The organism is Erwinia sp. PsM31 (assembly GCF_030433775.1).
GTDB lineage: Bacteria > Pseudomonadota > Gammaproteobacteria > Enterobacterales > Enterobacteriaceae > Erwinia > Erwinia aeris.
The window spans coordinates 19,623-46,409 of record NZ_JARUWZ010000025.1 but is presented as its reverse complement, the minus strand read 5'-3'; the positions used below and the strand labels follow the sequence as shown (position 1 = coordinate 46,409).

General features: G+C 54.8%; 29 protein-coding genes and 1 pseudogene. 12 read left to right on the top strand and 18 right to left on the bottom strand.

Going from position 1 to position 26,787, the window contains the following annotated elements; genetic code table 11:
- Positions 1 to 11: 11 nt before the first annotated feature.
- Positions 12 to 782 carry a DUF3800 domain-containing protein gene (locus QCD69_RS17185; RefSeq protein ID WP_140034346.1) on the bottom strand — a complete coding sequence of 257 codons (771 nt, stop codon included), beginning with the start codon at positions 780 to 782 and terminating at the stop codon, positions 12 to 14.
- A gap of 281 nt (positions 783 to 1,063) precedes the next feature.
- Between QCD69_RS17185 and QCD69_RS17180 the strand changes: the two genes are divergently transcribed.
- Both QCD69_RS17180 and QCD69_RS17175 read left to right on the top strand, forming a co-directional pair.
- The gene (locus QCD69_RS17180) at positions 1,064 to 1,405 is read left to right on the top strand and encodes a hypothetical protein (protein ID WP_140034345.1); all 342 of its coding nucleotides are present in this window, start codon (positions 1,064 to 1,066) and stop codon (positions 1,403 to 1,405) included.
- Positions 1,406 to 1,676: 271 nt separating this feature from the next.
- A complete protein-coding gene (locus QCD69_RS17175; RefSeq protein WP_140034344.1) occupies positions 1,677 to 2,885 on the top strand; it encodes a multidrug effflux MFS transporter in 1,209 nt (402 codons plus the stop codon).
- On the opposite strand, the gene QCD69_RS17170 is transcribed toward QCD69_RS17175, so the two are convergent.
- Positions 2,886 to 3,566, bottom strand: a complete 681-nt coding sequence (locus QCD69_RS17170; protein ID WP_031594680.1) for a nitroreductase — start codon at positions 3,564 to 3,566, stop codon at positions 2,886 to 2,888.
- A 270-nt stretch (positions 3,567 to 3,836) separates the two neighbouring features.
- Complete coding sequence (locus tag QCD69_RS17165) at positions 3,837 to 4,886, bottom strand: alpha/beta hydrolase (RefSeq protein ID WP_140034343.1); 1,050 nt, start codon at positions 4,884 to 4,886, stop codon at positions 3,837 to 3,839.
- Between the two features lie 250 nt (positions 4,887 to 5,136).
- Between QCD69_RS17165 and QCD69_RS17160 the strand changes: the two genes are divergently transcribed.
- The 9 genes from QCD69_RS17160 to QCD69_RS17120 all read left to right on the top strand — a co-directional run bounded on the left by QCD69_RS17160 (position 5,137) and on the right by QCD69_RS17120 (position 13,524).
- The gene (locus QCD69_RS17160) at positions 5,137 to 6,303 is read left to right on the top strand and encodes an aldo/keto reductase (RefSeq protein WP_031594266.1); all 1,167 of its coding nucleotides are present in this window, start codon (positions 5,137 to 5,139) and stop codon (positions 6,301 to 6,303) included.
- A 15-nt stretch (positions 6,304 to 6,318) separates the two neighbouring features.
- Entirely contained in the window at positions 6,319 to 6,999 is a 681-nt protein-coding gene (locus QCD69_RS17155; protein ID WP_031594267.1) for a heavy metal response regulator transcription factor, read from the top strand.
- 15 nt (positions 7,000 to 7,014) lie between these two features.
- Positions 7,015 to 8,472 carry a heavy metal sensor histidine kinase gene (locus QCD69_RS17150; protein ID WP_140034342.1) on the top strand — a complete coding sequence of 486 codons (1,458 nt, stop codon included), beginning with the start codon at positions 7,015 to 7,017 and terminating at the stop codon, positions 8,470 to 8,472.
- 65 nt (positions 8,473 to 8,537) lie between these two features.
- Positions 8,538 to 9,017: a (R)-mandelonitrile lyase gene (locus QCD69_RS17145; protein ID WP_140034341.1), complete on the top strand. Its 480-nt coding sequence runs from the start codon at positions 8,538 to 8,540 to the stop codon at positions 9,015 to 9,017.
- On the top strand, positions 8,995 to 9,756 hold the full coding sequence (locus tag QCD69_RS17140; protein WP_031594270.1) for a carboxymuconolactone decarboxylase family protein: 762 nt from the start codon (positions 8,995 to 8,997) through the stop codon (positions 9,754 to 9,756). The genes QCD69_RS17145 and QCD69_RS17140 overlap by 23 nt, the downstream gene beginning before the upstream one ends.
- A 9-nt stretch (positions 9,757 to 9,765) precedes the next feature.
- Entirely contained in the window at positions 9,766 to 10,350 is a 585-nt protein-coding gene (locus tag QCD69_RS17135; RefSeq protein WP_140034340.1) for a flavodoxin, read from the top strand.
- 108 nt (positions 10,351 to 10,458) lie between these two features.
- A complete protein-coding gene (locus QCD69_RS17130; RefSeq protein ID WP_140034339.1) occupies positions 10,459 to 11,523 on the top strand; it encodes an alpha/beta hydrolase in 1,065 nt (354 codons plus the stop codon).
- A 134-nt stretch (positions 11,524 to 11,657) separates the two neighbouring features.
- Entirely contained in the window at positions 11,658 to 12,509 is an 852-nt protein-coding gene (locus QCD69_RS17125) for an aldo/keto reductase (protein ID WP_095708126.1), read from the top strand.
- Positions 12,510 to 12,534: 25 nt separating this feature from the next.
- Positions 12,535 to 13,524: an aldo/keto reductase gene (locus QCD69_RS17120; RefSeq protein WP_140034338.1), complete on the top strand. Its 990-nt coding sequence runs from the start codon at positions 12,535 to 12,537 to the stop codon at positions 13,522 to 13,524.
- A 34-nt stretch (positions 13,525 to 13,558) separates the two neighbouring features.
- Here QCD69_RS17120 and QCD69_RS17115 read toward each other — a convergent pair whose 3' ends face one another.
- Positions 13,559 to 14,452 carry a LysR family transcriptional regulator gene (locus tag QCD69_RS17115; RefSeq protein ID WP_031594275.1) on the bottom strand — a complete coding sequence of 298 codons (894 nt, stop codon included), beginning with the start codon at positions 14,450 to 14,452 and terminating at the stop codon, positions 13,559 to 13,561.
- 147 nt (positions 14,453 to 14,599) lie between these two features.
- Here QCD69_RS17115 and QCD69_RS17110 point away from each other — a divergent pair.
- Positions 14,600 to 14,847, top strand: a pseudogene (locus tag QCD69_RS17110) (NAD(P)H-binding protein); the annotation flags it as partial.
- 350 nt (positions 14,848 to 15,197) lie between these two features.
- On the opposite strand, the gene QCD69_RS17105 reads toward QCD69_RS17110, so the two are convergent.
- The 14 genes from QCD69_RS17105 to QCD69_RS17040 all read right to left on the bottom strand — a co-directional run bounded on the left by QCD69_RS17105 (position 15,198) and on the right by QCD69_RS17040 (position 26,697).
- Positions 15,198 to 15,971: a TIGR03747 family integrating conjugative element membrane protein gene (locus QCD69_RS17105; RefSeq protein ID WP_140034337.1), complete on the bottom strand. Its 774-nt coding sequence runs from the start codon at positions 15,969 to 15,971 to the stop codon at positions 15,198 to 15,200.
- Positions 15,964 to 18,063, bottom strand: coding sequence for a type IV conjugative transfer system coupling protein TraD (gene traD, locus QCD69_RS17100; RefSeq protein WP_140034336.1), 2,100 nt, complete (start codon positions 18,061 to 18,063; stop codon positions 15,964 to 15,966). Before traD ends, QCD69_RS17105 begins: the two co-directional genes overlap by 8 nt.
- Positions 18,056 to 18,628 carry a restriction endonuclease gene (locus QCD69_RS17095; protein ID WP_181162252.1) on the bottom strand — a complete coding sequence of 191 codons (573 nt, stop codon included), beginning with the start codon at positions 18,626 to 18,628 and terminating at the stop codon, positions 18,056 to 18,058. The genes traD and QCD69_RS17095 overlap by 8 nt, the downstream gene beginning before the upstream one ends.
- Positions 18,628 to 19,134 carry an integrating conjugative element protein gene (locus QCD69_RS17090; RefSeq protein ID WP_140034334.1) on the bottom strand — a complete coding sequence of 169 codons (507 nt, stop codon included), beginning with the start codon at positions 19,132 to 19,134 and terminating at the stop codon, positions 18,628 to 18,630. The genes QCD69_RS17095 and QCD69_RS17090 overlap by 1 nt, the downstream gene beginning before the upstream one ends.
- Positions 19,131 to 19,781 carry a transglycosylase SLT domain-containing protein gene (locus QCD69_RS17085; RefSeq protein ID WP_140034333.1) on the bottom strand — a complete coding sequence of 217 codons (651 nt, stop codon included), beginning with the start codon at positions 19,779 to 19,781 and terminating at the stop codon, positions 19,131 to 19,133. Before QCD69_RS17085 ends, QCD69_RS17090 begins: the two co-directional genes overlap by 4 nt.
- Positions 19,760 to 20,479, bottom strand: a complete 720-nt coding sequence (locus QCD69_RS17080) for a TIGR03759 family integrating conjugative element protein (protein WP_140034332.1) — start codon at positions 20,477 to 20,479, stop codon at positions 19,760 to 19,762. Before QCD69_RS17080 ends, QCD69_RS17085 begins: the two co-directional genes overlap by 22 nt.
- A gap of 10 nt (positions 20,480 to 20,489) precedes the next feature.
- On the bottom strand, positions 20,490 to 21,233 hold the full coding sequence (locus QCD69_RS17075; RefSeq protein ID WP_140034331.1) for a DUF2275 domain-containing protein: 744 nt from the start codon (positions 21,231 to 21,233) through the stop codon (positions 20,490 to 20,492).
- Entirely contained in the window at positions 21,230 to 21,850 is a 621-nt protein-coding gene (locus QCD69_RS17070; RefSeq protein ID WP_140034330.1) for a PilL N-terminal domain-containing protein, read from the bottom strand. Before QCD69_RS17070 ends, QCD69_RS17075 begins: the two co-directional genes overlap by 4 nt.
- Positions 21,851 to 21,977: 127 nt before the next feature.
- The gene (locus QCD69_RS17065) at positions 21,978 to 22,226 is read right to left on the bottom strand and encodes a DUF2442 domain-containing protein (RefSeq protein ID WP_064703432.1); all 249 of its coding nucleotides are present in this window, start codon (positions 22,224 to 22,226) and stop codon (positions 21,978 to 21,980) included.
- Positions 22,210 to 22,452, bottom strand: a complete 243-nt coding sequence (locus QCD69_RS17060; protein WP_064703431.1) for a DUF4160 domain-containing protein — start codon at positions 22,450 to 22,452, stop codon at positions 22,210 to 22,212. Before QCD69_RS17060 ends, QCD69_RS17065 begins: the two co-directional genes overlap by 17 nt.
- A gap of 103 nt (positions 22,453 to 22,555) precedes the next feature.
- Positions 22,556 to 23,044: an STY4534 family ICE replication protein gene (locus QCD69_RS17055; protein WP_110412182.1), complete on the bottom strand. Its 489-nt coding sequence runs from the start codon at positions 23,042 to 23,044 to the stop codon at positions 22,556 to 22,558.
- Positions 23,045 to 23,369: 325 nt separating this feature from the next.
- Positions 23,370 to 25,412: a DNA topoisomerase III gene (locus tag QCD69_RS17050; protein WP_140034329.1), complete on the bottom strand. Its 2,043-nt coding sequence runs from the start codon at positions 25,410 to 25,412 to the stop codon at positions 23,370 to 23,372.
- A 15-nt stretch (positions 25,413 to 25,427) separates the two neighbouring features.
- Positions 25,428 to 25,982, bottom strand: coding sequence for a hypothetical protein (locus QCD69_RS17045; RefSeq protein WP_140034328.1), 555 nt, complete (start codon positions 25,980 to 25,982; stop codon positions 25,428 to 25,430).
- A 1-nt stretch (position 25,983) separates the two neighbouring features.
- Positions 25,984 to 26,697, bottom strand: coding sequence for a PFL_4669 family integrating conjugative element protein (locus QCD69_RS17040; RefSeq protein WP_140034327.1), 714 nt, complete (start codon positions 26,695 to 26,697; stop codon positions 25,984 to 25,986).
- Positions 26,698 to 26,787: the final 90 nt, after the last annotated feature.

Genomic DNA, 26,787 nt, shown 5'->3' with positions numbered 1-26,787 from the left:
TGAAGTCAAGGTTAGGACAGCTCTTCCCGCTTAACTAATGGAACGCTGTAATCAGGTCGAATACTCTTTGAACCCGGCATAGCTCGCATCTCTTGTGGAAAATGCCAGATATTAAAATCCTTATTCGGGAATGTATCGTAATGGAATGAATCCCACCCAAGCAGAGCAGCCATACGTTCAAAGGCAAGCTCCTTAGCCACTGATAGTTCCAGCCGAGGATTAAGATACTTCAAGTACCCAGAGTTTACAGCTCCGGTCAGAATGTCGACAACCTGCAATCCAAGATGATGCTTAGAGTCGTGCATCGTGACAGACTTAACCAGCTTCTTCATCCCTGCCCTCGCCAGCATATTGTTAGCAACAATACCTGTCACTTCATCATTCTTTTTGTACTTATCGATCTTCTGGTCGATGATGACCTCAACGTCACTCTTGATCTGTTTAGCAACGTTCTTAACGAGCATTGTGTACGTCTGGTAAAAAGCCAGCTCCCTGTCCGTCTGCCAGTTGTTGTAGATGTTCTTAACTACAACAATCGAGTGGAAGCAGCACGAGTTCTTAAGCACTATAGCAAGCAGCTCAATGCAGATGTTTGCCTGCCCTGCACTATTCTTAATCTTGGACCACTTCAACTCACCGACAATCCCGTACTTATCTTTTAACTTCTGGACGCGCTCATTGAAGATGTGCAACGTATCTTTACGCACACATAGCAAACCAATGCCGTAACAGCGGTCACTTCCTGTCGTACCACTTTCATCGCCAAAAGCCACGTATTCCATACAAATACCCACTCAAAATTGAATGGGTATTTTATGCTCAACCCAAGCGACAGACAATGTTTGTAGGTCTACTCAGGATCACTCAGGTATTTAATGTATCAATACGTTCGCACAATTTACTCATGGTACTTGACGAGCAGGACGAAGGTCTTCTATGAGCGAAAAGCGGACGTCATCATATACCGGAGTTTGCATGTAACTCGCGTAAAACAATCCCCAGTGTTAATTTGTAAGTGAACCTGTTAAGCAAAACCAATGTTTGAATGGTTAGTGGAGAGATCATGGGCGTAGAGTTATATATAACACGGGCTGATTTTTGGGCTGAAAATGAAGAAGCACAAATAACTCCTGAGGAGTGGCTTTCTCTCATTGATAGTGACAACGAATTAACGATAGACCTTAAAAATGGCGATTATCATGCTTTGTGGTTGGGTGCTTCATCGCATGATGAGGCATGGCTTGACTGGAACGATGGCAATATTTACACCAAATGGCCAGACACGCAGCTATATAGAAAAATGTTAGACATTGCCGGGTTCCTCGGCGCTCGGGTAATGGACGACGATGGTAATATTTACAGCGATCCATCTGCCTGGGAATATGACTCTCCTTCTACTCCTTAACGTCCGCTTCTGGCACAAAGCGGACATCTGCGCATGGTAAGGTATGCTATTAGCTAAAAGCGGAGAGTGGCCTTAACTCTGACACAGAGTTGATTTGCTTTTAATGAGTGATAACCCCTCATACAGGCCAGTGTGCTATCAGGCTCTCACTGCCTTCAAAATTCAAGAAATTAATGAATATTATTCATAGCTCTAATCCCTCTGCATACCATTATCCGGCAGGATAAACACGTTAGCATACGTCTGATTATTCATATCAAAGCGGACTGCCATGCTTAACCCTCAGGCTCCAACACAGCCAGCGACAACCAGTAAAATCGGTTTTTCTTTTTTGCTAATTCTCAGTGCCTTAATGGCCGTTACTTCCTTATCAACCGACATTTATCTTCCTGCCATGCCTGTCATGGCCACTGATTTACAGGGCGATGCAGAACTGACGATCACGGGTTTTCTGATTGGGTTTTGCCTTGCCCAGCTCATTTGGGGGCCTCTTAGCGATCGCTTCGGTCGACGCCGGCCGATGTTTTTCGGGATGGGATTATTCGTTATAGGCTCGGTAGGTTGTGCGTTATCAACGGATATTACACAGATTGTCTTCTGGCGCGTTTTTCAGGCATTGGGGGCCTGTACCGGTCCGATGCTGGCGCGAGCAATGATTCGCGACCTGTTCAGTCGTACCCGTGCAGCACACATGCTGTCTACCCTGATGATAATCATGGCAATAGCGCCGATCGCCGGGCCACTGGTTGGCGGGCAAATGATTAAAGTCACCTCGTGGCACACCATTTTCTGGCTGTTGGCGATTATCGGGACATTATTGCTGATATCGTTATTCTGGTTACCGGAAACGCTTCCCGCGGAAAAACGTATACAAGCTTCCGTACCCGGCGCTTTTCGGAACTACAAATCATTACTTACCAACACCAGTTATATGCGTTTTACGTTATGCCTGACGTTCTATTATGTCGCGGCCTATGCATTTATCACCGGCTCGCCGTTTGTGTACATCACCTGGTTCGGTGTTGATCCGCAACATTACGGCTGGTTATTTGCCGTAAACGTTGTTGGATTGATGGCAGTGAGCATGGTTAACCGACGCCTGGTTCACCGCTATCCGCTGGAAACGTTGCTCCGGATTGCTGTATTCATCGCTGCTATTGCAGCATTAGCGCTGGCAGTTACAACTGGCTTGGGAGTTGGCGGTATCAGCGTGATTGTGGCAACTGTCTTCGTGTTCTTCTCCATGAATGGCATTATCGCCGCAACGTCTACGGCCTGTGCACTGGACGCTGTACCTGAAGTTGCAGGCTCAGCATCAGCCTTAATGGGCGCGCTGCAATACGGTAGCGGTATCGTCTCATCGCTGCTTCTGGCACTATTTAGCGATGGCACACCATGGACAATGGGCTGGATTATCGCGTTGTTCACGGCAGCCAGCGCCCTGATGGCACTGACAGTGAAGGTAAAAAATCACGCTTAGTTATCGATGCCAGGTAACACTTTCCTGAACAGGAATTCGTCCTTCCCTGTAATGCAGGGAAGGATGAGTTTTATCTGGCGTACCAAACGAAATGCCGTAAAGCAGCCTGAAATTCTCAGGGACATGTAAGATCCGGCGCACCGTTTGCGCGAAGTAACTCAGTACTGCCTGCGGGACTCCCGCATAACCGCGAGCCGTGAGCGATAGCAGGAACGTCTGAGCGTACATGCCGGCGTCTGAGGCAACGCGAACGTTATCGCCTACAACAGGAATGAACAAAAATGCCACATGGGGTGCCCCGAAAAATCTGACATTGCGTTCGACCACTTCTGAACGACTCAGCGTATCGCCGCGCGCAACACCCAGAGCCTGGTAATAGGAGCGTCCCTGTTCTGAAGCCCTTTCCCTGAATGGCTCAGGATAGGCTTCTTTATCAAAGGTGAAATCGGAACTGTCGTTTCCGGCCCTGAGATCCGCAGTCAATGCCTGGCTTAACTCTTCAAGCTTATCTCCCATGACGATGTGCAGGGACCAGGGTTGCGTGTTGCAGTTGGATGGCGAGCATTGTGCTTCATACAGAATGTCTTCGAGGACATCATCGGGAATAGGAGATGGAAGAAAGGCTCTTGCTGAATGCCTGCTTTTAACAACGTCACTGAATGTTGGCTCTTGCGAACTCATTTGCTCCTCCGCCTGAAAGTGATCTTAAGAGAATGTATCGCTCTCTCCGGGCCCATCCTGTCACAACCGGCTTTTAATGATCATTCCTTGTTTCTGATTAAGCCTATGAATTTTATTCATAGCACCTATTTTCGTAGCGCAATTATCTTTAGCCACAACTTCGTTAGTCTGGATATATCACTTAAATGAAAAGAGTGAAGTGAAGCGGGAAGTAACGGCAGGCAGGCGATATCCCCCAGCCGGACAGACCGGGGTGTCCTCGGAGGCTGACTAAATATTCTTATCGAAGAATACGTCTAATTTTTGCATTGCCTGATCAACATATCCGGGAACCCAGTAAGTCTCTATATGGGTTGCACCGTCGATAAGGAACAGCTCTTTGTTCTTCGTACCGGTCGCTTTAGCAAAGGCAGCTTCGGTCATATACAAGGTATCTGCCTTTGTACCGGCAATCATTAACAGCGGTTTATTGATGAGGTTGATATGGTCTGTCACGTCAAAGTTCATCAAATCCAGCAGGCTACTTGTCGTGTATTTAAAGGTAGAGTTCGGGTGCGCGTGGGTTTTCCAGTAGTACTCATAGCCTTGTCGGTATAAGGCAAAAGGTAATTTAGCGATCTGTTCATCAGTCAGATTTGCATCGCCGGAATAAAGAACCTTCCCTCCGGCAGCTTCCTGAGCCCGCGCGTCAGAAGCCTGCTGCAGCCGCTGCTGGACAGTATCCAGCTGTGAATCCTGTAAACCATTACGGCGTACAAGCCCTGAATTAAACATGCTGACTGTTGCGATCGATTTGAACCGTTTGTCCGTTTCGGCTGCAACAAGTGAATACCCACCGCCGCCACAGATGCCAAGCAGGCCGAGGCGGGACGTATCCACCCCCGGATACTGGCTGATGTAGTCAGCCATACCGTGAACATCCTCAATGCGGTTTGCAGGCTTATCCACACTACGAGGTCTGCCACCGCTGCCGCCCTGCCAGGCTGCATCGGCAGTAATAGTAATGTAACCATGCTCAGCGAGGCGTTGCGCATACAACCCGGCGACCTGTTCTTTCACACCACCATTGGGGTGTGCGACCACCACTGCAGGGTATTTTTTTGCAGGGTCGTAATTGGCCGGGGTGTAAACATTCGCGGCAATCTGGATGCCATGCAGATCGTATTTTACCGGATGGATGTTGACCTTGCCTTTGACGTTCTCAGTGATGGCACCGTCATAAGCGAGCGTAAAGGGGTTTTTTTTGTAGTCAGCCGCATTGACTGAAGTCGCTCCGGCTATTGCCGTGAGCAGTATTGCGCTTATAAGCGTGAATTTCATGATCTCTCCCGATGCGTGTCAGCCCGGCTCTGCAGGCTGCGGTATCAAATATGCAGTCCCAGATTAGGAGCGGGGGGCTGTCAGCATCGTGACAGAGACATAACATTTTTGTCAGGAAGCGTTATCTGGCAGGCAACCTTTTCTGACAGGGCTGTCAGCCAGCCGTCAGCATTATGTTGGCAATCAGGGAGCAGAATGTTCTCTGGTTAAATGGGATTCATATTCAATTTGCTTCGAAAAGGAATGGTCCATGAAAAGTCAAAACAACCCTGCAATGCCCACACGACGTAAGCTGTTATTCGCCGGGGCCGGTATTGCCGCCGCATCAATTGTTCCTCAGGCAACGGCGGCGGGGAAATCCTTTCAGGTCGATTCAACGGGACACAGTAGCCAGCGCGTTGCGGCAATGAGCAGACGCAAACTCGGTAATCTCGACGTTTCTGCCCTTGGCCTGGGCGTGCAGAACATGAGCCGTAAATATGATACCTCTGTCCCGTGGCGTCCTGAGATGGTGAAGGTTATCCGCCGGGCATTTGATGAGGGTGTAACGTTCTTTGACGCAGCAGAAGCGTACGGACCCTTTGAAGTAGAGAAAATCCTCGGGGAAGGCGTTGGCCCTTTCCGGGATAAAATCGTTATCGCCACCAAGTTTGGCTGGAATATTGATCAGCAGACAGGTAAACGCCTGCCTGGCCTCAATAGCCGACCGGAGCATATCAGGCTGGTAGTAGAAAACATGCTTAAGCGCCTGCGTACCGATCGCATCGATTTACTCTATCAGCACCGGGTCGATCCTCAGGTTCCGATCGAAGACGTCGCCGGTGTCATAAAGGATTTAATGGAGCAGGGGAAAGTCCTGCACTGGGGTCTGTCCGAAATGGGCATCAATACGCTGAAGCGGGCGCATGCGGCATTACCTGTCACTGCCGTACAAAGTGAATATTCCATGCTCTGGCGAGGACCAGAAAAACATGTGCTTCCGCTCTGTGAGGAGCTGGGGATTGGATTTGTGCCTTGGAGCCCACTAGGCGTACAGTTTTTAACAGGCTGGATTGATGAAAAAACCCGATTTGCTGCAGGTGATATACGCGCCATAGAAACCCGCTTCTCCCCCGACAACCTCCCGCATAACTTACAGCTGGTTGAGTTACTGAAAACCTGGGCGATAAGAAAAGACGCCGCACCGGGTCAGATTGCGCTGGCATGGCTGATGGCACGTAAACCCTGGATAGTCCCGATCCCGGGAACCACAAATAAAGACCATATGCTGCAGAACACGGCTTCTGCTGCCGTCTCGCTGACACATGCTGAGATGACCGAGCTGACCGGTTCACTGGACGCTATCACCGTCCGGGGGCAACGGCTGCCGGATGCCGTTCAGGTTTATTCAGATGTTGAAGCTCCGCTGAAAAGTTAAGAGGAAGTCCCCGTCATGCGCCTGTTGTTAGTCGAAGATGAAGAAAAAACGTCAACCTATCTCAGTCGTGCGCTGGGTGAATCGGGTTTTACGGTGGATGTTTCTGCAGAGGGTGCAGAAGGTCTTCATTACGCGCTGGAGTTCGACTACGACGCGATAATTCTTGATGTGATGCTGCCGGGGATGGATGGCTACCGGGTACTTGAAGGCATACGCGCCAGTAAACAGACCCCCGTACTGATGTTATCTGCACGGGGCTCGGTCGATGAGCGCGTCAAAGGACTCAGGCTTGGCGCAGATGACTATCTCCCCAAACCGTTCTCGCTTATCGAACTGGTAGCTCGTATTCAGGCTCTGGTACGTCGCCGGTCAACAGATGGTGCCGACATCACGCAATTACAGATTCACGATCTGCAACTCGACCTGCTGGCTCGCAGGGTGTTTCGTGCCGGAACGCGACTTGAACTGACCGCGAAGGAATTTGCTCTGCTGAGCTTTCTGGCCCGTCATCAGGGCGAGATTCTGTCAAAGATGATGATCGCTGAACAGATATGGGACATGAATTTTGACAGTGATGCCAACGTAGTTGAGGTTGCCATTAAACGTCTGAGGGCAAAAATTGATGCCCCGTTCGACATTAAGTTACTCCATACCGTGCGCGGGATGGGGTACGTTCTGGAAGTAAGGCCAGTATAAATGAAGGGGATAAGCATGATAAAGCGCGCCATCTCAGTCCATCTGGCATTGATGTTTGCATTATCGGCACTTCTGATTGTTTCTGTTATCGGCATCCTGCTAAGAAGCTCATTACATGAATCCCTGCAAAAGCAAATGCACAACGAGCTGCTGTTTCGGGAATCATTAATGAGCCCGTGGATCACCGCCCGAACCTCAGCTGACGGCTGGTCAGTGCTTGCCAGTAAGTTCACCGTTCTGACCAATTCCGAAGGTGAGCGCGTTCGCTACTGGATTGTCAGTGATGATCCACGGTTCAGTATCGGTGGTACACCGCCAGTGGGAGTCGGGTGGTCTTCTTTACAGGAAGGCTTCAATAAAATGCCCGGCGCATCCGACGGAGCTTGTTCACTTTTCCTGTTAGTGAAAACTATCCCCCAAAATGGTGAAAGACCTGAGTTGCGCTATGTCGTTGCCATCGACTCCACACCGTATATGGGCACACTCAATGCGTTCACCCGCACTCTGCTGATTATTACCGCACTGGGTGTCTTTGTTGTCGCTTTACTGGGTTATATGGTCTCAAAAATCGGCCTGCGTCCGGTAGGCGCCCTTAGCAAACAGGCGCAACAACTCGCCCCTGGAGACCACGGCCAACGCCTTGATACCACGAGATTACCCGAAGAGTTGCAGCAACTCGCCTCGTCATTTAACGGCGTGCTGGAGCGTCAGGAGATAGCGTGGAGACAACTCGAAAGTTTTAATGCGGATGTGGCCCATGAACTCCGAACGCCGCTGACAAATCTTATTGGCCAGACGCAACTGGGGCTGTCACGCCGGCGGTCGCATGATGAACTGGAAGAGTTACTCGGTTCTAATCTCGAGGAGCTTGAACGTATGACATCGATCGTTAACGACATGCTTTTTCTGTCACATGCTCACGCAGGTGAACATGCTTCTCAGCTTGCCCGGGTCTCCCTGCGGGAAGAAACCCTCAAAACAGCGGAATATGTCGAACCCTCGTTTGCTGAAAAACAGCTTTCACTGGACGTTGAGGGCGATGTCATTGCGCATATTGACCGGCGGTTATTTCACCGCTCCCTGGCTAATTTACTGGAAAACAGTGCAAGGCATTCACCTCCGGCAAGCACGGTGACCGTCAGGCTGAGCGAAAAAAAGAATTACGCCTGTGTTGAGGTATCAAATCCGGGAGAGCCCATTGCAGCAGAGCATTTACGTCGACTTTTCGAACGGTTCTATCGGGTCGACATCTCCAGAGCCAACAGTGATACCCATCATGGGTTGGGTCTTTCTATCGTACGAGCCGTCGCCATTATGCACCGGGGAGATGTCTTTGCGCGCAGTGAAAGTGGCGTCAACACGTTTGGACTGAACTTTGCAATGCAACCCGGAAAAGCGTTCTGTGATGTTCTTCCTGAGGTGGAATCCGGAATACATTTAACTGACACAATTGTCAGGAGATCGTCAGCCTGACGACATGCCACTCTCGCTAGAATCATCGCAGGCTTTCCACCTCATGACTGATAAGGACGCTTTGCATGATCAGACATTTACGCTACATCGGGCTGTTACTGCCTCTTTTTACTGTCCCATCCTGGGCTGCGGAGCAAAATACCTCAGCTCAGATTGCTCCAGCTGGAAGTCAGGCCGCAGTATATGGACCTGCGGAGAATTTTACCGGGCGCGTCCGGGTTGATCCTCTCTTCAGACCTGATAACAACATGAGAGTATCAGGCGCTTACGTCACCTTCGAGCCGGGTGCCCGCTCCGCCTGGCATACGCATCCGGCAGGTCAGCGACTCATTGTCACTGCCGGCGTCGGGCTCACGCAGCAGGAAGGTCAGCCTGTGCAGGTAATCCGCCCTGGTGATGTCGTCTCCTGCCCTCCTGGCGTCAGGCACTGGCATGGTGCTTCGCCTGACAGCGCCATGACGCATCTGGCGATTACGGGGATCGTCGATGGCAAAAGCGCTAACTGGATGGAGACGGTGACAGATGAACAATACCATGCCCATTAAAGCATTGATGGCAGCGGTACTTCTCACCGCTGGTTTTGGTCTCCTGACAAACGTTGCGTCAGCGGCGAAAGGAACCTCAGAAATGAACCAGGAAAAAACCGTTTCAGAAGCGCTGACGACCCGTCAGCAGGCTATCCCTTTGATTGCAGCATCAATGGCCAGCAGTCAGATGGATAAGCTGGACCGTGCACTGAATCAGGGACTGGATGCAGGACTCACAATAAACGAGGCCAAAGAAATTCTCGTGCAGCTCTATGCTTATACGGGTTTTCCTCGCAGCCTTAATGCCCTCAGTGCACTGATGAAGGTTGTTGAAGCGCGAAAGCAACGCGGTATTAAAGATGTTGAGGGTGCAGAACCTGCTTCTCCCATCCCTGTCGGTGATGAACTTCGTCAGATCGGCACCGCTAATCAGACCAGAATCTCAGGGGCACCCGTCCAGGGGCCACTTTTTGATTTTGCCCCGGCCATTAATCAGTTCCTGCAAACCCACCTGTTCGGCGACATTTTTGCCCGCGATAACCTCGACTGGCAAAGCCGCGAGCTGGCAACGGTCGGCGCACTGGCGGCCACACCAGGCGTTGAAGCCCAGCTGTTATCGCATACGCGAGCCAGCATGCGGGTCGGCCTGACGGCAGCGCAGCTGCGCCAGCTGGTACAGGTTCTGCGTGAACATGACGAAAATGATGCCGCCATGCGTGCTGAAAAGGCGCTGCAACAGGCGCTCGCAAACAATTAGGAGTGGGTTATGGAGCATGATCCTAACCGCAGAATGTTAATCACCGCACTTGCCGGGCTCACGCTGGCGAACGTTTCACTGGCATCGGCGGCGCCCGGAACTGCTAATGTTCAGGGCAACAGCCGTATTCTGGTGGCGTATTTTTCCCGTAGCGGCAATACACGGGTCATTGCGGGTGTCATTCACCGAAGCCTGAAAACCGATCTGTTTGAAATCGAACCGGCTGCACCTTATCCGGAAGACTATTTTAAGACCGTTGAGCAGGCGAAAAATGAGCGAGCCCGGGGAATAAAACCGGCTTTAAAGAATAGCGTGCCCGATATGGGACGCTACGAAACTGTCTATTTAGGTTTCCCCGTCTGGGGAACCAGCGTGCCGCCCGCAGTGCAGACCTTTCTGAGCGGCCATAACCTGGCGGAGAAGTTGCTTATACCTTTCATTACCCATGGCGGTTACGGCAAAGGTGACAGCGACGATATTCTTGCAAGCCTTGCCCCGGATGCGCATCGGGAAAAACCTCTGGTCATTGAATGTGATCAGGAACGAAGAACCACGGAAACGGTAACGAGCTGGTTAGAGACGATACGCAGCTGATTATGCGTACTCATAAAACTCTCAGATAAGGGTAATCACAGGGGGCCAAATAATCCTCTCTGACAACTCAGATATGATTGAACGCCAAACGTAACAGAGGACGTAATCTTGAAAACAATCTTAAAAACGCTGGTCATTTGCGTGATGGCAGGTGGTCTGGTGACTCAGTCCATTTATGCCGCGCCTCTGGTCATTAAGGACCAGGGAAGCTTTTCTGCCGGTGGTACTGTCATCACCGCTCCCGGGAAGTTTGACGCAACGAAGCCGCTGGATTCCGCCGGTCAGACTTATCATGGCGATCATGCATCAGTGTTCTACCAGATCCCGGAGAATCCTCATAAATATCCCCTGGTCATGTTGCATGGCGCAGGCCAGTTTTCGCGTACCTGGGAAAGTACGCCGGACGGTCGTGAAGGATTCCAGAACATATTCCTGCGTCGTGGATTCTCAACGTATCTGGTTGACCAACCGCGTCGGGGCAGTGCGGGACGCACAACGGCAGAAGGCACTGTAACGCCGAAGCCGGATGAGCAGATGTGGTTCAATCAGTTCCGTGTAGGTGTCTGGCCAGACTATTTTAAAGGCGTCCAGTTCTCTCACGATAAAGAAGCCCTGAATCAGTATTTCCGCCAGATGACCCCGAATACCGGGCCATTTGATATCAATGTAATATCTGATGCCATGTCCGCCGTAGTGGATAAATCTGGTCCGGCTATTCTCTTCACTCACTCTCAGGGCGGTGGTCCCGGCTGGTACACTGCAATGAAAAACAGCAAGGTCAAAGCCATTGTCGCCTTCGAACCGGGTAGCAGTTTTGTTTTCCCGGAGAAAGAATTACCTGCACCAATGCCAAGCGCATTTGACACGCTGAAAGGTGAACCTGTTCCGATGGAACAGTTTATGGCGCTGACTAAAATCCCCATCCTGATTATTTATGGCGATAACATACCGGATAAGCCTGTAGCTATGCCGGCTCAGGACAGCTGGCGAGTACGTCTGGCTATGGCCCGCGAGTGGCGCGATGTGGTGAACAAACATGGCGGAGATGTGACAGTGACGCATCTGCCTGAAGCGGGAATCAAAGGTAATACCCACTTCCCGTTCTCTGACCTGAATAATGTGCAAATCGCTGATTTAGTCAGCCAGTTTCTGAAAGAAAAAAATTTGCAGTAGGCAGTGAGCGAGCGAAGCCTGAGTTCAGTCACGATTAATGAATTAAATTAATTAACCCTAGCTCATTGCCCTATCTAATCGGATAAATCACTTTGCGTTATGCTTTTCTCATACAACAGCTGAAGGATAACGTCATGCAAACTGTAAAACTGAACAACGGTATGGAAATGCCCCTGCTGGGTTTTGGTGTGTTTCAGATGTCAGATGCCGCTGAATGCGAGAGAGCTGTCATTGATGCTATCGATACGGGGTATCGACTGATAGATACTGCGGCCTCCTACCAGAACGAAACTCAGGTAGGGAACGCACTGAAACAGATCGGCATCGCACGTGAAGAACTCTTTGTGACAACCAAGCTCTGGTTGCAGGATACCAGCTACGAAGGTGCGAAAGCGCAGTTTGAACGTTCACTGAATCGGCTGCAGCTGGACTACGTTGACCTGTATCTGATTCACCAGCCTTACGGCGATGTCCATGGCGCATGGCGTGCCATGGAAGAAATGCAACAGGCCGGCAAAATTCGCGCCATTGGCGTAAGCAACTTTCATCCTGACAGGCTTGCCGACCTTATGGCCTTCAATAAGGTTGCCCCTGCGGTAAACCAGATTGAAGTTAACCCCTTCAATCAGCAACTGCATGCTGTGCCATGGATGCAAAGTCGTGGTGTTCAGCCTGAAGCATGGGCCCCTTTTGCAGAAGGGAGAAATGGCCTGTTTCAGCATCCTGTTCTGACTGCAATTGGTGAAAAGTACGGCAAAAGCGTGGGTCAGGTTGTCCTGCGCTGGATCTTCCAGCGTGGCATTGTTTCACTGGCAAAATCTGTACGAAAAGAACGTATGGAAGAAAATATCAATATCCTTGATTTTGAACTCAGTTCAGAAGATATGCTGCAGATTGCCGCCCTTGATACCGCCACCAGTGCCTTCTTCTCGCATCGTGACCCTGCGATGGTGGAATGGCTGACTGGCCGCAAACTTGACGTTTAAATCACGCAAAAGAGAGATTAATTCAATGCAGAAACGTTACCTGGGTAAATCCGGGCTGGAAGTGTCAGCTCTGGGACTCGGTTGCATGGGGCTCAGCCACGCCTATGGTCCGGCAACAGATACCCGTCAGGCTATCGAACTCATTCGTGCTGCGGTCGAACATGGCGTTACCTTCTTCGATACGGCTGAATTGTATGGCCCGTTTGTAAATGAAGAAGTTGTCGGCGAAGCCTTAAAGCCCTTCCGCGATCGCGTCGTTATTGCGACCAAATTTGGCTTTACCTTCGGCGATGACAATAAGCAGCAAATCTTAAACAGCCGTCCTGAGCATATCCGCGAAGCTGTTGAAGGGTCTTTACGTCGTCTCAAAACAGATGTTATTGATCTGCTGTATCAACACCGTGTCGATCCGGATGTGCCTATTGAAGATGTCGCGGGAACGGTGAAAGACCTGATTGCTGAAGGCAAGGTCAAACATTTCGGCCTTTCCGAAGCTGGCGCTCAAACTATTCGTCGAGCGCATGCGGTACAACCTGTTACTGCCCTGCAAAGTGAATATTCCATGTGGTGGCGTGAGCCTGAACAGGAGATCCTGCCATTGCTTGAGGAGCTGGGCATTGGTTTTGTACCATTCAGCCCACTGGGCAAAGGCTTCCTTACGGGAGCAATTAAGCCTGGTGCGACTTTTGGTCAGGATGATTACCGCAGCACCGTGCCGCGTTTCGCCGCGCAGGCGCTTGAAGCCAATGAAAAACTGGTCGCTTTACTGGGTGAACTGGCTGCAGAAAAAGGGGCAACATCGGCGCAAATCGCACTGGCATGGTTGCTGGCACAAAAACCCTGGATAGTGCCTATCCCGGGCACCACCAAACTGCACCGTCTGGAGGAGAACCTGGGAGCAGCTGAGATTATCCTTTCAAAGGATGATTCGCTTCAGATCACACAGGCGCTTGAAACGATACAAATCGTCGGTGAGCGTTACTCGCCAGAGCATCTGGCTCGTGTAGGTCGTTAAGACTCAAGCGGGTCTGCATCAAACTGCGGACCCGTTACTCTGAGTAACGAAGCGCGTCTATCATCAGCGCAAAAGCGGGCGGATGCTGTCTTCGGCTTGGGTAATAAAGGTAATATCCGGGGAAGGTGGGACACCATTCCTGCAGAATCTGAATAAGTTTCCCTGACTTTACGTGATCCTGAATCATATTCTCAGGCACGCAGGCCAGACCAAAGCCAGATAAAACAGCGTCGATCCTTTCTGCCAGCAGGTTAAACGTGACTTGTCCTTCAACCCTCACACGCAGCGGCTTTCCATCCTTCTCGAACTCCCAGTGATAAAGACCACCGGTCGTCGGTAAGCGCATATTGATGCATCTATGATTCTGGAGTTGATGCGGGGTTTCAGGCACAGGGTTAGCTGCAAAATAGGAGGGTGCACCAACAACTGCCATTCTCATATCCGGACCAATCCTTACGGCAATCATGTCTTTAGCAACGCTTTCACCAAGGCGAACCCCGGCATCAAAACGCCCATCGACAATATCGACAAAACCATTATCAACAACCAGATCGACATGGATTTCGGGATATTTCTGGAGGAAAGGTTTTAACTTTGGCCATACCAGACTGCGTGCAGCATGCTCTCCTGCAGATAAACGGATATTGCCTGAAGCCGTGCCATTCAGCTGAATAAGCGACTCCAACTCCTGCTCAAGATCGGCAATACGGGGTTCAAGGCAGGCGATAATTCTCTCACCAGCTTCTGTAGGGGCAACGCTTCTGGTTGTTCGGGTCAAAAGACGGATGTTTAAGCGCTCTTCCAGTGATTTTATCGCGTGGCTAAGTGCTGACTGGGACACGCCGAGTTTGCCGGCAGCTTTAGTAAAACTTCGCTCCCTTGCCACAACAAGAAAGATCTGGAGTTCATTGAAGTTTTCTTTGAGCATTGGCGATTTCCTTAATCAGGTATTCCCTCCACAGAGCACTCATGAAAGGTGGTCATAGACACAATCATTTTAACCCCATTACTGAAAAATATGATAATTGATATTCTGAGCATGTCGAAATAAGCCTTTAATATATTGAGGTTTATTATGAAAATACTCGTTACTGGAGCGACAGGAAGTATGGGTCTTCATGTCATAAAACAGCCATTGAATTGGGACATCAACCTGTGGCTTTAGTCAGGAAACGGCGCAAAGTGAAATAGCTTCCTCATGGCGCTGATATTTTTTATGGTGATTTTTCTCTGCCTGAAACGTTAACTGATGTGACGAAAAACATTGATGTCGTTATTTTTACACTTGGTTCCGATGGTCAGGAGCGGATTGGCACCAGAGCGTATTGTTTGAGGATTCTCACCTGGCTCCCAGCGGGACAGCCATGTTTGTGGGCTGCAGTGTTCAGGTCTGGCTCACTGGAAAATGTGCAGAAACAGTAAATTCAGGCGGCAACTGAGCACAGTCGTTACCCTTTAGGAGCTACTTTTAATTCAACCAATGTTTGCTTCTGGCACAAAGCAGACATTCAACGCAGGCATAAAATGAACCAAGCTAGTACGCAGCGAGCAGTCAGCCCCTGAATGCCGCTTTAGCGGCATGGAAGCACCAGATTTCACTAAGGATAAAAATTAATGAAAGAAGGTAAGTGACCTGAACAAGTGAAAGGCCCGCTTTTGCGGGCCAGGGGAGATCAGAGGTACTTTTTAAAGGACGCTGTGGTTACCGTAATGGCAAGCCCCAGCATGATGGCCGCGGGTAGCAGCAACAGGTTGGGATAGACCGCCGACGGCCATGACAGGTACGCCATTGCCGGTATGTATACCGCCGGCTTAATCAGCCTTTTTGCGCGGTGGTATAAAAACGACGATTCATACCCCGCCCCGTAGCGACGCAGGTCGCGGCGTCCCAGCCCCTCTACCACGGCCACGGCAATGACCAGCACAAACAGCGGGATGGAGAGCGTCAGTATCGTAACCCGAATGAGCGTCACCACGGCCACCCAGACGCTGGCAAGCAGATACTGCTGCAGGTAGCCAGCGAGCCAGCCGCTGGCCGATTTCAGCTGGCGGGAAATTTCGTTGCCGCTGTTCATTTCCGATTCATACATCGACTGCACCCAGCCAACGAAACCGCTGTCAACAAAGGCCCACTGATAGGCAAAAGTGATCCAGTGCGTGACGGTAACTGAAGGTTCCGAGAGCAGAAGGCTGCGGGTGAAATCCGACGACAGGTAGCCCATTTCCGTGGTCATCACCTGCTGGCTATGTGCGGCGCCCATTTCCGGCCAGAAGAACGCGATACCGATGTATTCCACAATCAGGCTCAGGAACAGAGAAGCCAGGATCATGCCGACCAGCTTCCACGGCCAGCCCCAGACCAGGTTGTAAATCAGCCCGTGCTCGCGCGGCGGAATCGGCTGCTGTTGTGGGTTCTGTGGCGTGACGTTACGACGGGGTTCAGCCATTGTCTTCTCCTTTCAGGGCACCGTGACCGGCCGCGCCGCCGTTCCACCACCCTTCGCTGCTGTGGTAGTTCCGGCGCATCTCTTCGGCCAGGCGGGTAATATCGTCCGGCATGTGCTCGTCGGCGGCGTCACCGGCCGGCAGCGGCATGCGGATTTTCCAGAGCTGCCCACCCTCAAGCAGGGCAAACGCCTGGCCCTTCGGCAGCGATACAATATCCGACGGCTCCAGCAGCGGCACCTTGATCGTGCCGACGCGGTCCTGCGTGCTGGAGGTAAAGTCGTGATTAACGGTGACGTCTGCTGAATCCTGGTGCCCGGAGACCAGCGTTTTGCTGTAGATTTCCACCTGCGGCAGCTGGGTGGTCAGCAGCTCTGCCGTCCGGTTCTCGCGCACGCGCAGCATGATGAGGTTGTTAAAGTTACCCTGCACCTGGGAGGTTTTGGCCGCACTGCCGATACGCGCCTCAATATCAGAGGACGTCTGTGTGTAGGCTGTGACCTGCATCCCTGCGCCGCCGCCCTTGTTAATCAGGGGAATAAACTCATCGCCCATAAGCTCGTTGAACTCATCACAGTGAAGGTTAATCGGATTTTTGCGATCGTCCGCCCCTGGCAGGCCCGCGTTGATACCGTGCTTGTAAATGTGGCCGGCCACACTCACCAGATCGGCAAACATGCTGTTACCCACGGCGCTGCCTATCTCGCTGTCGCTCAGCGCGTCCAGGCCGATGTACACAACGCCTTTTTTACGGATCACCTGCTCCCAGTCAAAGATCGGACGCGGGTCGCCCATGTTGAGGTAGTCGGGCGACAGCAGCTCGGCGGTTTTGCCCGTGGTCAGCTTCTCCAGCAGTGGCAGCAGGGATGCCACTATCTTGTCAAAGTAGGTCCGATCGTAGCGCACGGCAGAGCGCAGGCCGTCCAGTATCGGGTCGTACAGCTGCTGTCCCAGTTCGGAGCTCAACGCCACCTCATACGCCCAGATGCGCACGGCATCCGGCTGTCCCTGCATGTTGCGGGGCACGTCATCATCACCAAAAAGTTTGAGGTTGTTTTCGATCTGCTTGCTCAGGTCGGGAAGCTTGTCTGTAATGACTTTCACCGCGTAGCGCAGGTACAGGTCGGCGATGTTATTCACGTAGCGCGTGATCAGCGTGTAGTCCGGCCGTTCTCCTAGTGCAACGAGCGCCCGCGCCACGATGTTCACGAACCGCCAGGCGAACTCCCGGAATGCGGCGCTGTTGCCTTCGCCGCTTAGCTGACCGGCCACACGCGACGCCACCTCGGAAACGCGCCCGAAGCGCCCCACGGCGTTATAGCGGGCCGATATGTCGGGCCACCCGAGGTGGAAGATGGTCAGCTCGTCGCCACGACCGGCGCGGTGCGCCTCTGCCCACACGCGCTTGAGCAGGTCAGCGTCCCCTTTCGGATCAAACACGATCGTGGTGTCGCCGCGCCGGATGTCCTGAGTGATCAGCAGCTCGGCCAGCCGGGTTTTACCCACGCGTGTCGTGCCGTAGACCACCGTGTGCCCCACGCGCTCGCGTAGATCCAGCGTGACGTCGATTTCGTTAGGTTCGATGCCGTGTATGGCCGGGTTACCGCCGACCGGTGGCAGCGGGCGGACCGGATTCAGAACAGAGTCGGCATTCAGCAATTTGCTCAGCGCGGGCAGCCGCTTTTCCGTGGCCTCCTCGGCGCGGCGTGCCAGCTGGTACAGCCTGGACGGCTGCAGATAGTGGGCGACCTCGGGGCGCAGCGTGTCGCGCAGGCGCTGGGTATGCGTCTGCGTCCACCGAAATCCCCTGCCTATAAAGAGCCGTCGCTTACTCAGTGGGATCTGCCGGGAGGTCATCACGTAACGCGGCAGCCGGCGCAGGTTGCGCCGGTAGCGGATCACCTGCATGCCCTGACGGGCCCGCACGATGGACAGCACGGCAAAGCCGCCTGCCGTAACGTAGCTGACGGAGGGGGCAAGGGCGACCGCCCAGGGCGCGGTGACGCACACCACGGCGGCGGTGCCCGCCACGGCGGCCGTGTTCAGCTCAACGGCCGGGCGCAGCAGCGCTTCTATAACGTAGCGGTTACTCATAGGACCATTCCTTCAGTGAAATGCCGGACAGCAGCCTCAGCAGGTTTTGCCCACTGATGATCTTAAGCCGGGAAGAGGTACGGCAGACGGCTTGGCTCATCTGCCCGGTTCTGCCGGTATGGATAAAAAAGCCGCGCTGGCCGGCGCGGGAGAGCAGCGCATCAAAATCTCGGACATGCCCGGGAGAAATGGCCCGGCTATAGCGTTTGGCCTGTATCAGCCAGCACTCGCCGTTGATAAACACTTTGCCGTCCAGGCCGCCGTCACCGCTGTAGGACGCATTGCGCTCGACCTTGAGCCCCTGCCGCTCAAAGGCAAGCAGCAGCAGCTCCTCAAAAACGTAGGGATTTATTTTGCGCAGATAGCTCATCCGCTGGCCGTCGCCGTTCAGTTCGCGCAGGCGCTGATGCACGCGCGCTGCGGTGGCGCGATAACGACGGTGCCGACGGGCGGTGGCCGTCTCCCGGCGAAACAGCCACGCGACGACGATAAGCAGGACGACAAGCCCGGCGGCCAGCAGAGGATTGACCGACAGCAGCAGGGCAACGGTTTGGGGCGTGCCCATCATGGCGCGGGCTCTTGGGTAAGCCCGCCATCGGTGATAAGCACTGGGTAATGCGTCAGCTGCAGGCGGCGCGCCAGATCCGAACCGGAGGCCGGGGCAAGGGTCATGCCGGGCGCCAGGCCGCGCAGCCCGTCTAGGGCGTCCTGGCTATCCACGTTCACGACAAGCCCCACAGCGCCTCTGGCCGACAGGCGTTGCGCGTTATGCTGCAGCCAGGACCGGGATACGTGATCGTCTCCGATGATGAACAGCGCGCCGATGCCGGGCAGCTGCAGGTCGCGCGGGCTGACCGCGCCCGGCGACATTTCCGGCGTGGTAACAGGCAGCATTGCGGCTTCGCCCTGAACGGGCGGCGCGGAGACGGGTGCCGGCGAGTCCTGCCGGTTAACCGCGTCAAAGATGGCCTGCGTGCTCTGTCCGCCAAGGTCGGCCAGCACGTTCAGCTCCGCTTGGGACGATAGCGACAGCAGGATAAAGGGCATAGCAAGAAAGCGGACGTTTTTCATGGTCTCGGGCTCCTGGGTTCAATCCAGACGAATCCGGTGTTGGAAGTAGATGCTGGCACAGGGGCGTTGTCCGCCAGCTGCACCGGAGCCGGGGCCGGCTGTGAAGGCGGCGACTGCAGCGTGGCAAGCTTTGTTCTGATAAAGGAACGGTAGCGCGCGGCGGCCTGTCCGCCGGCGGGATGGTGATAGCAGCCGGCGGCGTCCAGCCAGCTGCCGGGCTTGCGGTCCCAGCATGCGCGCAGGATAACGGCGGCGGCGTTGAGGTTGGTGTACGGATCCAGCGCTTCCCAGGTGGACGTGAAGTAATCGCCGTTCCAGCCCAGGTTGACCTGCGCAATGCCCACGTCAATGCGCTTCAGGGAATGGGTCTTCATGAACACCTGCAGCGACTGCCAGGCCTCAAGCCGGGTTTTGTAGCGATACCCCTTTCCCGCCACGTTCAGCGTCCAGGGCCAGGGACGTACGCCCTGAGCCAGCGTGCGGGAGGATTCCTGCAGGGCAACCGAATACAGCGCCTCCGGTGGCACGCCGTGCTGGCGCGCCACCTTTGTATAGCCGTCGGGCACGGTCTGCATACCAGATGACCAGCAGTTTGCCGACGCCAGCAGCAGCAGGGCAGCGCCGGTCAGTATGCCGCGAGTTGCCATCCGTTTTCCCCCTGCTGCAGCACCACGGGCATCATGCCGTTGCCGAACCGCATCCAGCGGCCACCGTCGTGATTGAGCGTGATCTCACGGCTGCGTACTCTGTCCAGAGGGATGTGATGCGCTTTGGCCCAGCTGCGCAGCGCGTCGTCGTTGCCCTGACTATCAACCAGATAGATATCGACCGGACGCTTGTCGGCCAGCACGGCGGACAGTCTCGCGTCGCACTGCGCGCATCCGGCAGACTTCACGAACAGCGCCAGTCGCCCGCCGGTGTCGTGAGCAATGCCCGCGGCGTTGCCCATGTTAACGGCCAGCGTGTTGGGGTACAGCCGCTGCCAGGCGCTGTTTACCTCGCGCTGAAATTCCATTTCTTTCTGCGTGCGGGCAAACTCCTGCTTCACCCACTTCTCGGCGTACTGACGGCGCTCTTCGGCGCTGCGCGCCTCGATGCCGAGCGTGGAGAGTGGATCGAGGCCGGGCGACTGCGTGCCCCGGGGGCCGTTCATCAGCTGCTGATAGCGCTGATAGTCCTGCTGGTTCAGCCCCCACTGCCCCGCCTGCTGCTGCAGATTCTGAACCGCGCTTTGCCCGGTGTGCTGCGCGTCCGTAGCCTGGCCCTGGCTGTCAGTGGTCTGGATACTCGCATACGCGGTGCCGCCGCAGGTAAGTAGCAACAGAATCAGTGCTTTTATCTTCATTTCGACTCCGTTAGTGAACGTTAACGGTGGTTGCGTGCCCGTTTACCCGAAACTGCGCCTGTCCGTATCCGGCGCCGATTAGCGTCCAGCCCTGCACGGACTGGCCTTCGCCGATAAGGCGGATCTGCGACAGGTCGCTGAAGCCCTGCGGGGCTACAGCGGCAAAGGACGTGGTGCCCCGCTTTTCCACGCCGGTCAACACAAACGGCGCCCGGCGTGCCACTTTATGGGCGGCACGATGTGGCTTAGCGGGTGCCTGCTTTTTTACGGCGGGCGGGGTATTGGCGTGAGGCGTCTCTTTCGTCTTGTCCTGGAGCGCGTTCAGCTGCGCGTCGAGCCCGGACAGCTGCGCCAGCATGCTCTGCCGGGCGGCGCTGAGATCGCCGACGGCCTGCTGCAGGGCGACAAGCGCCGGGCCGCTCCGGTCCTGCTTCAGCGCGGCCTGCAGGGCGGCGATCTGCTGCTGCTGCCGTTTCAGATCTCCACCGTACGCCTTCAGGCTGTCCTGCAGGGGCGTAAGATCGGACTGGGTCAGCGCCTGCGAATACACCACGTTTTGCTGTTTTTCGACGTGGGCGAGACGCTGATCGAGCGCGCTCACGCTTTTAAGGGAAACAAACGTCAGGCCGGCCACGGCCAGCGCCACCGCGAGGCCGCCATAAAGCGGCAGTCGGCGCAGAATCGCCGCGCCTTTGCGTGGCTTCTGCTGCACTTCACCGGCGAAATCGTCTTCATCAAGGGCGGGATTGCTCATTTTGTCAGAAACCCTCCGCGTACGGGCTGGCCCTGAATCACCGGCGGGGAAATGGTGTTGCCGGACGCCTCAGGCAGTGTGGCGGTGCGCGGCGACAGCTGGGTGGCCGGAAGCTGATAACCGGCGCGAAGGCTGTGGCACACCACGCGCTGCACGTCGTCCACCTCAAGCTGCCAGGCCGCGCCGGCCATTACCTGTAGCGCGGTGCGCAGACGCATCGGGCCGAGCTGAAACTGCACCGCCGGCAGCGGCTGCCGGTATAGCACGCCGTTGGCCGGGCCGGTCTGACAGAGCGAGTAACCGGACTGCTTCAGGGCATAGCGCATGGCGTCGGCGACCGTGGGCTGTACGGACGGGGGAATGCGGATGTCGATAATCTGGGAAAGCGGATCCTGCTGGGCTGCCTGCGGGTCGGTGCTGACCAGAAGGTAACGGTCGTAGCGCACCACCTCCGGCGCGCGCCCGTAGGGATCGTCGGCCGGAGTCTGGACGTTGCGGGAGACGCTGACCGACGGTGTCGGCTGGACGGGCGCCCGCTCCTGCAGCTTCTGGGGCGGCGTGGCGCATCCCGTCAGCAGCACCAAGGGCAGAACGGCGGCGAGGGCGTGTAGTTTCATCTGAAGATTCCTGTAGGTGACAGAACAGGCATCACTGTGCGGAACTCTTCAGCGGGCTTCCACGAACAACTCTTTTTCCGGATCCAAAAAAAAACGCCGACCGGGGTCAGCGTTCAGGCAGGGCGCGTCAGGCGACCTGATGAGGAGGGTGCGTGATGTCACCGCGCCCCTGTATCAGCCCCTCAACGGAGATGTCTTCGTCAAGGGCGTCCCAGTGTATGCCACGGGGAGATAGTTCGTAGTCGTTGCGCTGCTCGGGCGTGGCGTCAAGCAGCCGCGGAAACCAGGACAGCGGTACGCCAAGCGTGCGATCGTCCGTGAGTTCAACCCACATGGTGGAGTCATCGAACCGGACGTCTCTAGCTGAAATAGTCATTCCAGGCCTCCAGTAGTGTCGTTTTGTGTAGCTTCACCAGTACAAACAGCTCTTTAAGGGTCCGTGAGTCAAATCCGTCATTTCTTGCCAGCGCCACCACGGGTTCAAGCCAGAACTTAGCTTCAGCGCCAGATTTGGAAACGTGGATATGCGCGGGTTCACGCGGATTGCCTTCGTTGGAGTAGAAAAAGAACCGAAAACCGTTCAGCCGAAGTATGACAGGCATCGTCAGTAACCTTTAGGGAATTATGGTGGAGATTACAGCGGCAGTCAAAACCCTGCAAACGCCGTAAAACTGCCCGTGAAAGGGCAGATTTGGGAGGGTAAAATCAGAACGAATTGTCAGCGTAGGACGGTGCCTGCTCTGAGCCACTCTGTGCCGGCGGCGCATCGCTGCGTTCCGGTTTGTAGACCATGTCCTGACCGATTTTAATCCAGTCTACCTTGATCAGTCGGGCCTTCAGGCTGACGCGGCTTTCGCCGGCGTGCTCACCGTTTTTCAGCTGAAAAATGTCGGTTGACGGGTTGCTCAGAGAAAACCCGATCAGCACCTTCTTGTCCTCATCAACCGCCTTCTGGCAGCGGTTAATCAGGCTACTGGCTTCTTTGCCAGCAACCGTTACGTCAAAACGAACGTAGGAAGGACTGTCACTCGGGCCGGACAGCGCGTTGATCACGCAGCTGATGAAGGTGCCGGACTGCGCGTTAACCTGCCGGACGTTACTCAGGTAACCCAGGCCTTTTATGGTCAGGTTAAAGTAATCGTTGCGGCTGGCGGCGGAAGTGGTGGTGGCGGACTGCGCGTTGTTTACAGACATGATGTTATCTCCGGGGGTCAAAAAAAATCGACGGAGAAAACTTCGGCCCGGACGGGAGAAGTCTTCCCGTCGGGGAGTCAGATTCAGGTGAGTCTGACTGTCTGGTTAGTTGAATAAACCCTGATCGTCAGGCAGTAGGTGCCATATGTTGACGATATCTGCTTCCAAAGGTGCGCAGATGTACCACACAGTGTGCGCTCTCTTTCAGGCTACAGGAGCTTTCTGTTCAGCCACCCGAAGGCGATTCTCTCAGGCTGATGAATCATTGGTGGTCGTCAGAGACGACGGATAAGCCCTTTTATTTTTAGGCCGCGCGTTCGCAATGTCAACCGTCCACCTGTAAAACGCCCGGGGCTTTTGGCCCGCTGCTCCTGCGCTTCCCGGCGGCCCGGCGTTTTGTTTTGCGGTTGGCCTCACCAACGATCCCCTTGCATTCCGGGTACTGAACGCAGCCCCAGAACGTGCCCTCTTTACCCGTTCGCTGACGCATCGCCTTGCCGCAGAGTGGACAGTCTGGACCGACCGGCACTGTGACGTGAAACGGCTGCGCGCGCCCCTTTTCAATCAGGTGACGCGTCCACTGCGCCTGTTTTTGCATAAAGCCGTGCAGACCCGATTTCCCCTGCGCGATATCGTCCAGCGCCTGCTCCCAGAGAGCTGTCATGCCGGGGCTGGTCAGCGTCTCCGGTAGCGCGGCGATCAGCTCGCGGGCCATCTGAGTGGAGTGAATGTGTTTCCCTTTTTTCTCCAGGTATCGACGCTTGAAAAGCGTTTCCAGCACGCCGCTGCGCGTGGCCTCCGTACCCAGCCCGGCGTTTTCCCGCAGCACCTTTTTGAGCTGGGGATCGCTGACCAGGCTGGCCGCGTTTTTCATGGCCGCAATCAGCGTGCCCTCGGTCATGGGCGCGGGCGCTTTCGTCACGTTGTCTTTTACAGTCCCGCCCTTCACGCGGCATACATCGCCTTTGTCGAGCGGCGGCAGGCTGGCCGGTGCGTCCTCTTCGCCTTCCGCCTCGTCGTCGTCCTGCAGGCCGCTGAACAGCGTTTTCCAGCCGGGCACCACGGTAACGCGTCCGCGCGTCCGGAACAGCTGGTTTCCCAGGTTAAACGTCGCGCCGGTGACGTCAGATTCCTGCAGCGGCATAAACTGCGCCAGATAGTGCTGACGAATAAGCTGATAAACCTTCAGCTCGTCTGAGCTGAGGCGCGCCAGGTCAAATGCCTGGCGCGTGGGAATGATCGCATGGTGAGCGGTGATTTTTTTATCGTTCCATACCCGGGACATAAAGCTTTTGTCCAGGCCCGACAGCGCCGGACCGACCGAAGGGTCGGATGCCAGAACAGCCCGGAGAACGTCCGCCACCTCGTCCCGCATGGACAGCGGCAGGTAGCCGCAGTCGGTACGCGGATAGGTTGTCGCCTTGTGGGTTTCATAAAGCGCCTGTGCGATGGTCAGTACCTGGCTGGCCCCCATACCCCACTTTCGGGAGCACACCTGCTGAAGCGTGCCGAGATCGAAGCACAGCGGGGCGGGCGTTTTTTCCCGCTTCTTCTCCGCGGTCAGAACGATAGCCGATCCGGTTTTCTGGCAGAGCTGCAGAACGGCATTGGCAATCGGCTGATTGATGCAGCGCTTTTCCTCGTCGCAGTATTGTTCTGCGCCGACCCACTCGGCGTGAAAAGTCACGCCGTCTTTTTCCAGCTGTGCCCTGACCTGCCACCAGGGTTTGGGGGTGAAGTTCGCGATCTCATTGTCGCGGTTAACCACTATAGCGAGTGTCGGCGTCTGTACCCGCCCCACAGAAAACATCTCCGCATGGCCGACCTCGCCGGCCTTCAGGGTGTACAGGCGCGTCAGATTCATCCCGATAAGCCAGTCGGCCTGCGAACGGCCGACGCCCGCCTGATAGAGTTTTTCGGTTTTCTCGCCGGGCAGCATGTTCTGTAGCGCCTGCCGAATGCTGCCCTCGTCCAGCGCAGACAGCCACAGGCGGCGAATAGCGCCACGGTAGCCGCAGTACGTCATCAGTTCCCGGGCAATCACTTCGCCTTCGCGATCTGCGTCGGTGGCGATCACTACCTCGCGGGCTTTTTTCAGCAGCTTTTTAATCACGGCAAACTGATCTGCCGTTTCTTTCTTAACCACCATCTGCCAGGTTTCGGGGATCACCGGCAGCACGTTTGCCCGCCATGGCCGCCCGAACTGTTCACCGTAAGCCTCGGGCGTGGCAGTTTCCAGCAGATGCCCCACCGCCCAGGTGACGGTGACGTTCTCGCCTGAGATATATCCCTGCCCGCGCTGGCTGACGCCCAGCACTCTGGCGATATCCTTTGCCTGTGACGGTTTTTCACAAAGATAAAGCTGCACAGCTGACCTCCCGGATTAACGGACCTTGCCTGATGCGACTTGCTTAACTTCCGTCATCAGCTTTTCAAATGCGTTGCCGGTCAGGTGCGATGCCGACGGCGACCGGTATGTGACATAAGCGCGCGTGCCGGCCCCGTTTTTTTCCAGCTCAATCTCCATATGATCGTTGTCACCTACATCACTGCCCATTCGGTAAGAACTGCCCTGTACAGCTTCCCAGACCGGATGGCTGTCTTCTATCGCGGCAGCGGCCCAGCGGCTGTTACGGTCTTTATTGCGAATATGGGCGATCTCATCAGGGGTGACATAGCCGTAGTGTCGCTTGAGACGGGCGGCTGCGGTATCGATGTCAACCGGCAGGCTGAATTCGCGGTTGACACTTTCGGTTACCCCAGTTGACGCTTTTGTCATTACAGGCATGCCATTGCCTGGATCTTCGCCACCGCCACGTAGGGTTTTACTGACGCTGAAAGCGGTATCGCTGATGTTCTTGTTTATGGCGGCCAGGTCGGTGCCGGCACAGCCGGTAAGAAGTGCGCAGACGGCGCCGGTAATTAGTATTTTTTTCATGTCAGACATTCTCAGCAGGGGTTGTCAGAAGCGGGGAAAAAGAGGATCGCTTTTCACCGGAAAGGATGGCCGGATCAATTTTGCCAAGCTTTTCAGCAGCGGCGATGCTCCGGGCGGTGTTATTGCGGATATCGTCATAGGTCACCGGCACGGTTTTGTATCCCTGAATGACGCCATAGACCTGACGCACGGCGTGACCACCAACGTTAAGGTACTGATCACGTTCCGACAGCGAAATCAGACCGTAATGGAATGCCTGGAAAACCTTGAGGGCTAGCTGGTCAAAGTGCACCAGAAGCCACACGCAGCGGTAGCCAAGAGGCGATCGGCTGAAGACATCCAGATTCAGGGGCTCAACGGATGAGACGTCAGACAGATTGATACCTGCCGGGATAGCCGAAAGGACGCGTTCAACCTTTTCAATGGTTTCATGTACCCGGTCGGTAGCGGCTTTCAGCGCATCCTCAAGACGTACGAGAACCTGATCGGCATAAGGGTTGCCGGCGGCAGAATCACGCCCGGCCAACCCTGCACGCGAGATAGCCTGCGGCATACCGATAATTTCTGGTCTTTTTTTACCCTGATTCGGTATTTCATCCCGGCGCCGGCCTTCCCACAGGCGAATGGCGTAGTGTGAATGCAGGTCGATGGAAAGTGATGACTGCAGGGCTCCCGAGCGGCGTGGTGCGGCCTGAGGGGGGGTTTGTTCGGCCATAGCTGTCTCCTGTTAGGCAAAGGCATCGATTATGCTGAAGGGGCATCCTCATTCCTGAGGAGCGAATGAACAATTCAAAATCAGTATTTG

Coding starts and splice junctions, on each gene's coding strand:
- QCD69_RS17185 (WP_140034346.1), bottom strand. CDS start 782: ATGGAATACGTGGCTTTTGGCGATGAAAGTGGTACGACAGGAAGTGAC.
- QCD69_RS17180 (WP_140034345.1), top strand. CDS start 1,064: ATGGGCGTAGAGTTATATATAACACGGGCTGATTTTTGGGCTGAAAAT.
- QCD69_RS17175 (WP_140034344.1), top strand. CDS start 1,677: ATGCTTAACCCTCAGGCTCCAACACAGCCAGCGACAACCAGTAAAATC.
- QCD69_RS17170 (WP_031594680.1), bottom strand. CDS start 3,566: ATGAGTTCGCAAGAGCCAACATTCAGTGACGTTGTTAAAAGCAGGCAT.
- QCD69_RS17165 (WP_140034343.1), bottom strand. CDS start 4,886: ATGAAATTCACGCTTATAAGCGCAATACTGCTCACGGCAATAGCCGGA.
- QCD69_RS17160 (WP_031594266.1), top strand. CDS start 5,137: ATGAAAAGTCAAAACAACCCTGCAATGCCCACACGACGTAAGCTGTTA.
- QCD69_RS17155 (WP_031594267.1), top strand. CDS start 6,319: ATGCGCCTGTTGTTAGTCGAAGATGAAGAAAAAACGTCAACCTATCTC.
- QCD69_RS17150 (WP_140034342.1), top strand. CDS start 7,015: ATGATAAAGCGCGCCATCTCAGTCCATCTGGCATTGATGTTTGCATTA.
- QCD69_RS17145 (WP_140034341.1), top strand. CDS start 8,538: ATGATCAGACATTTACGCTACATCGGGCTGTTACTGCCTCTTTTTACT.
- QCD69_RS17140 (WP_031594270.1), top strand. CDS start 8,995: ATGAACAATACCATGCCCATTAAAGCATTGATGGCAGCGGTACTTCTC.
- QCD69_RS17135 (WP_140034340.1), top strand. CDS start 9,766: ATGGAGCATGATCCTAACCGCAGAATGTTAATCACCGCACTTGCCGGG.
- QCD69_RS17125 (WP_095708126.1), top strand. CDS start 11,658: ATGCAAACTGTAAAACTGAACAACGGTATGGAAATGCCCCTGCTGGGT.
- QCD69_RS17120 (WP_140034338.1), top strand. CDS start 12,535: ATGCAGAAACGTTACCTGGGTAAATCCGGGCTGGAAGTGTCAGCTCTG.
- QCD69_RS17115 (WP_031594275.1), bottom strand. CDS start 14,452: ATGCTCAAAGAAAACTTCAATGAACTCCAGATCTTTCTTGTTGTGGCA.
- QCD69_RS17105 (WP_140034337.1), bottom strand. CDS start 15,971: ATGGCTGAACCCCGTCGTAACGTCACGCCACAGAACCCACAACAGCAG.
- traD (WP_140034336.1), bottom strand. CDS start 18,063: ATGAGTAACCGCTACGTTATAGAAGCGCTGCTGCGCCCGGCCGTTGAG.
- QCD69_RS17095 (WP_181162252.1), bottom strand. CDS start 18,628: ATGGGCACGCCCCAAACCGTTGCCCTGCTGCTGTCGGTCAATCCTCTG.
- QCD69_RS17090 (WP_140034334.1), bottom strand. CDS start 19,134: ATGAAAAACGTCCGCTTTCTTGCTATGCCCTTTATCCTGCTGTCGCTA.
- QCD69_RS17085 (WP_140034333.1), bottom strand. CDS start 19,781: ATGGCAACTCGCGGCATACTGACCGGCGCTGCCCTGCTGCTGCTGGCG.
- QCD69_RS17080 (WP_140034332.1), bottom strand. CDS start 20,479: ATGAAGATAAAAGCACTGATTCTGTTGCTACTTACCTGCGGCGGCACC.
- QCD69_RS17075 (WP_140034331.1), bottom strand. CDS start 21,233: ATGAGCAATCCCGCCCTTGATGAAGACGATTTCGCCGGTGAAGTGCAG.
- QCD69_RS17070 (WP_140034330.1), bottom strand. CDS start 21,850: ATGAAACTACACGCCCTCGCCGCCGTTCTGCCCTTGGTGCTGCTGACG.
- QCD69_RS17065 (WP_064703432.1), bottom strand. CDS start 22,226: ATGACTATTTCAGCTAGAGACGTCCGGTTCGATGACTCCACCATGTGG.
- QCD69_RS17060 (WP_064703431.1), bottom strand. CDS start 22,452: ATGCCTGTCATACTTCGGCTGAACGGTTTTCGGTTCTTTTTCTACTCC.
- QCD69_RS17055 (WP_110412182.1), bottom strand. CDS start 23,044: ATGTCTGTAAACAACGCGCAGTCCGCCACCACCACTTCCGCCGCCAGC.
- QCD69_RS17045 (WP_140034328.1), bottom strand. CDS start 25,982: ATGAAAAAAATACTAATTACCGGCGCCGTCTGCGCACTTCTTACCGGC.
- QCD69_RS17040 (WP_140034327.1), bottom strand. CDS start 26,697: ATGGCCGAACAAACCCCCCCTCAGGCCGCACCACGCCGCTCGGGAGCC.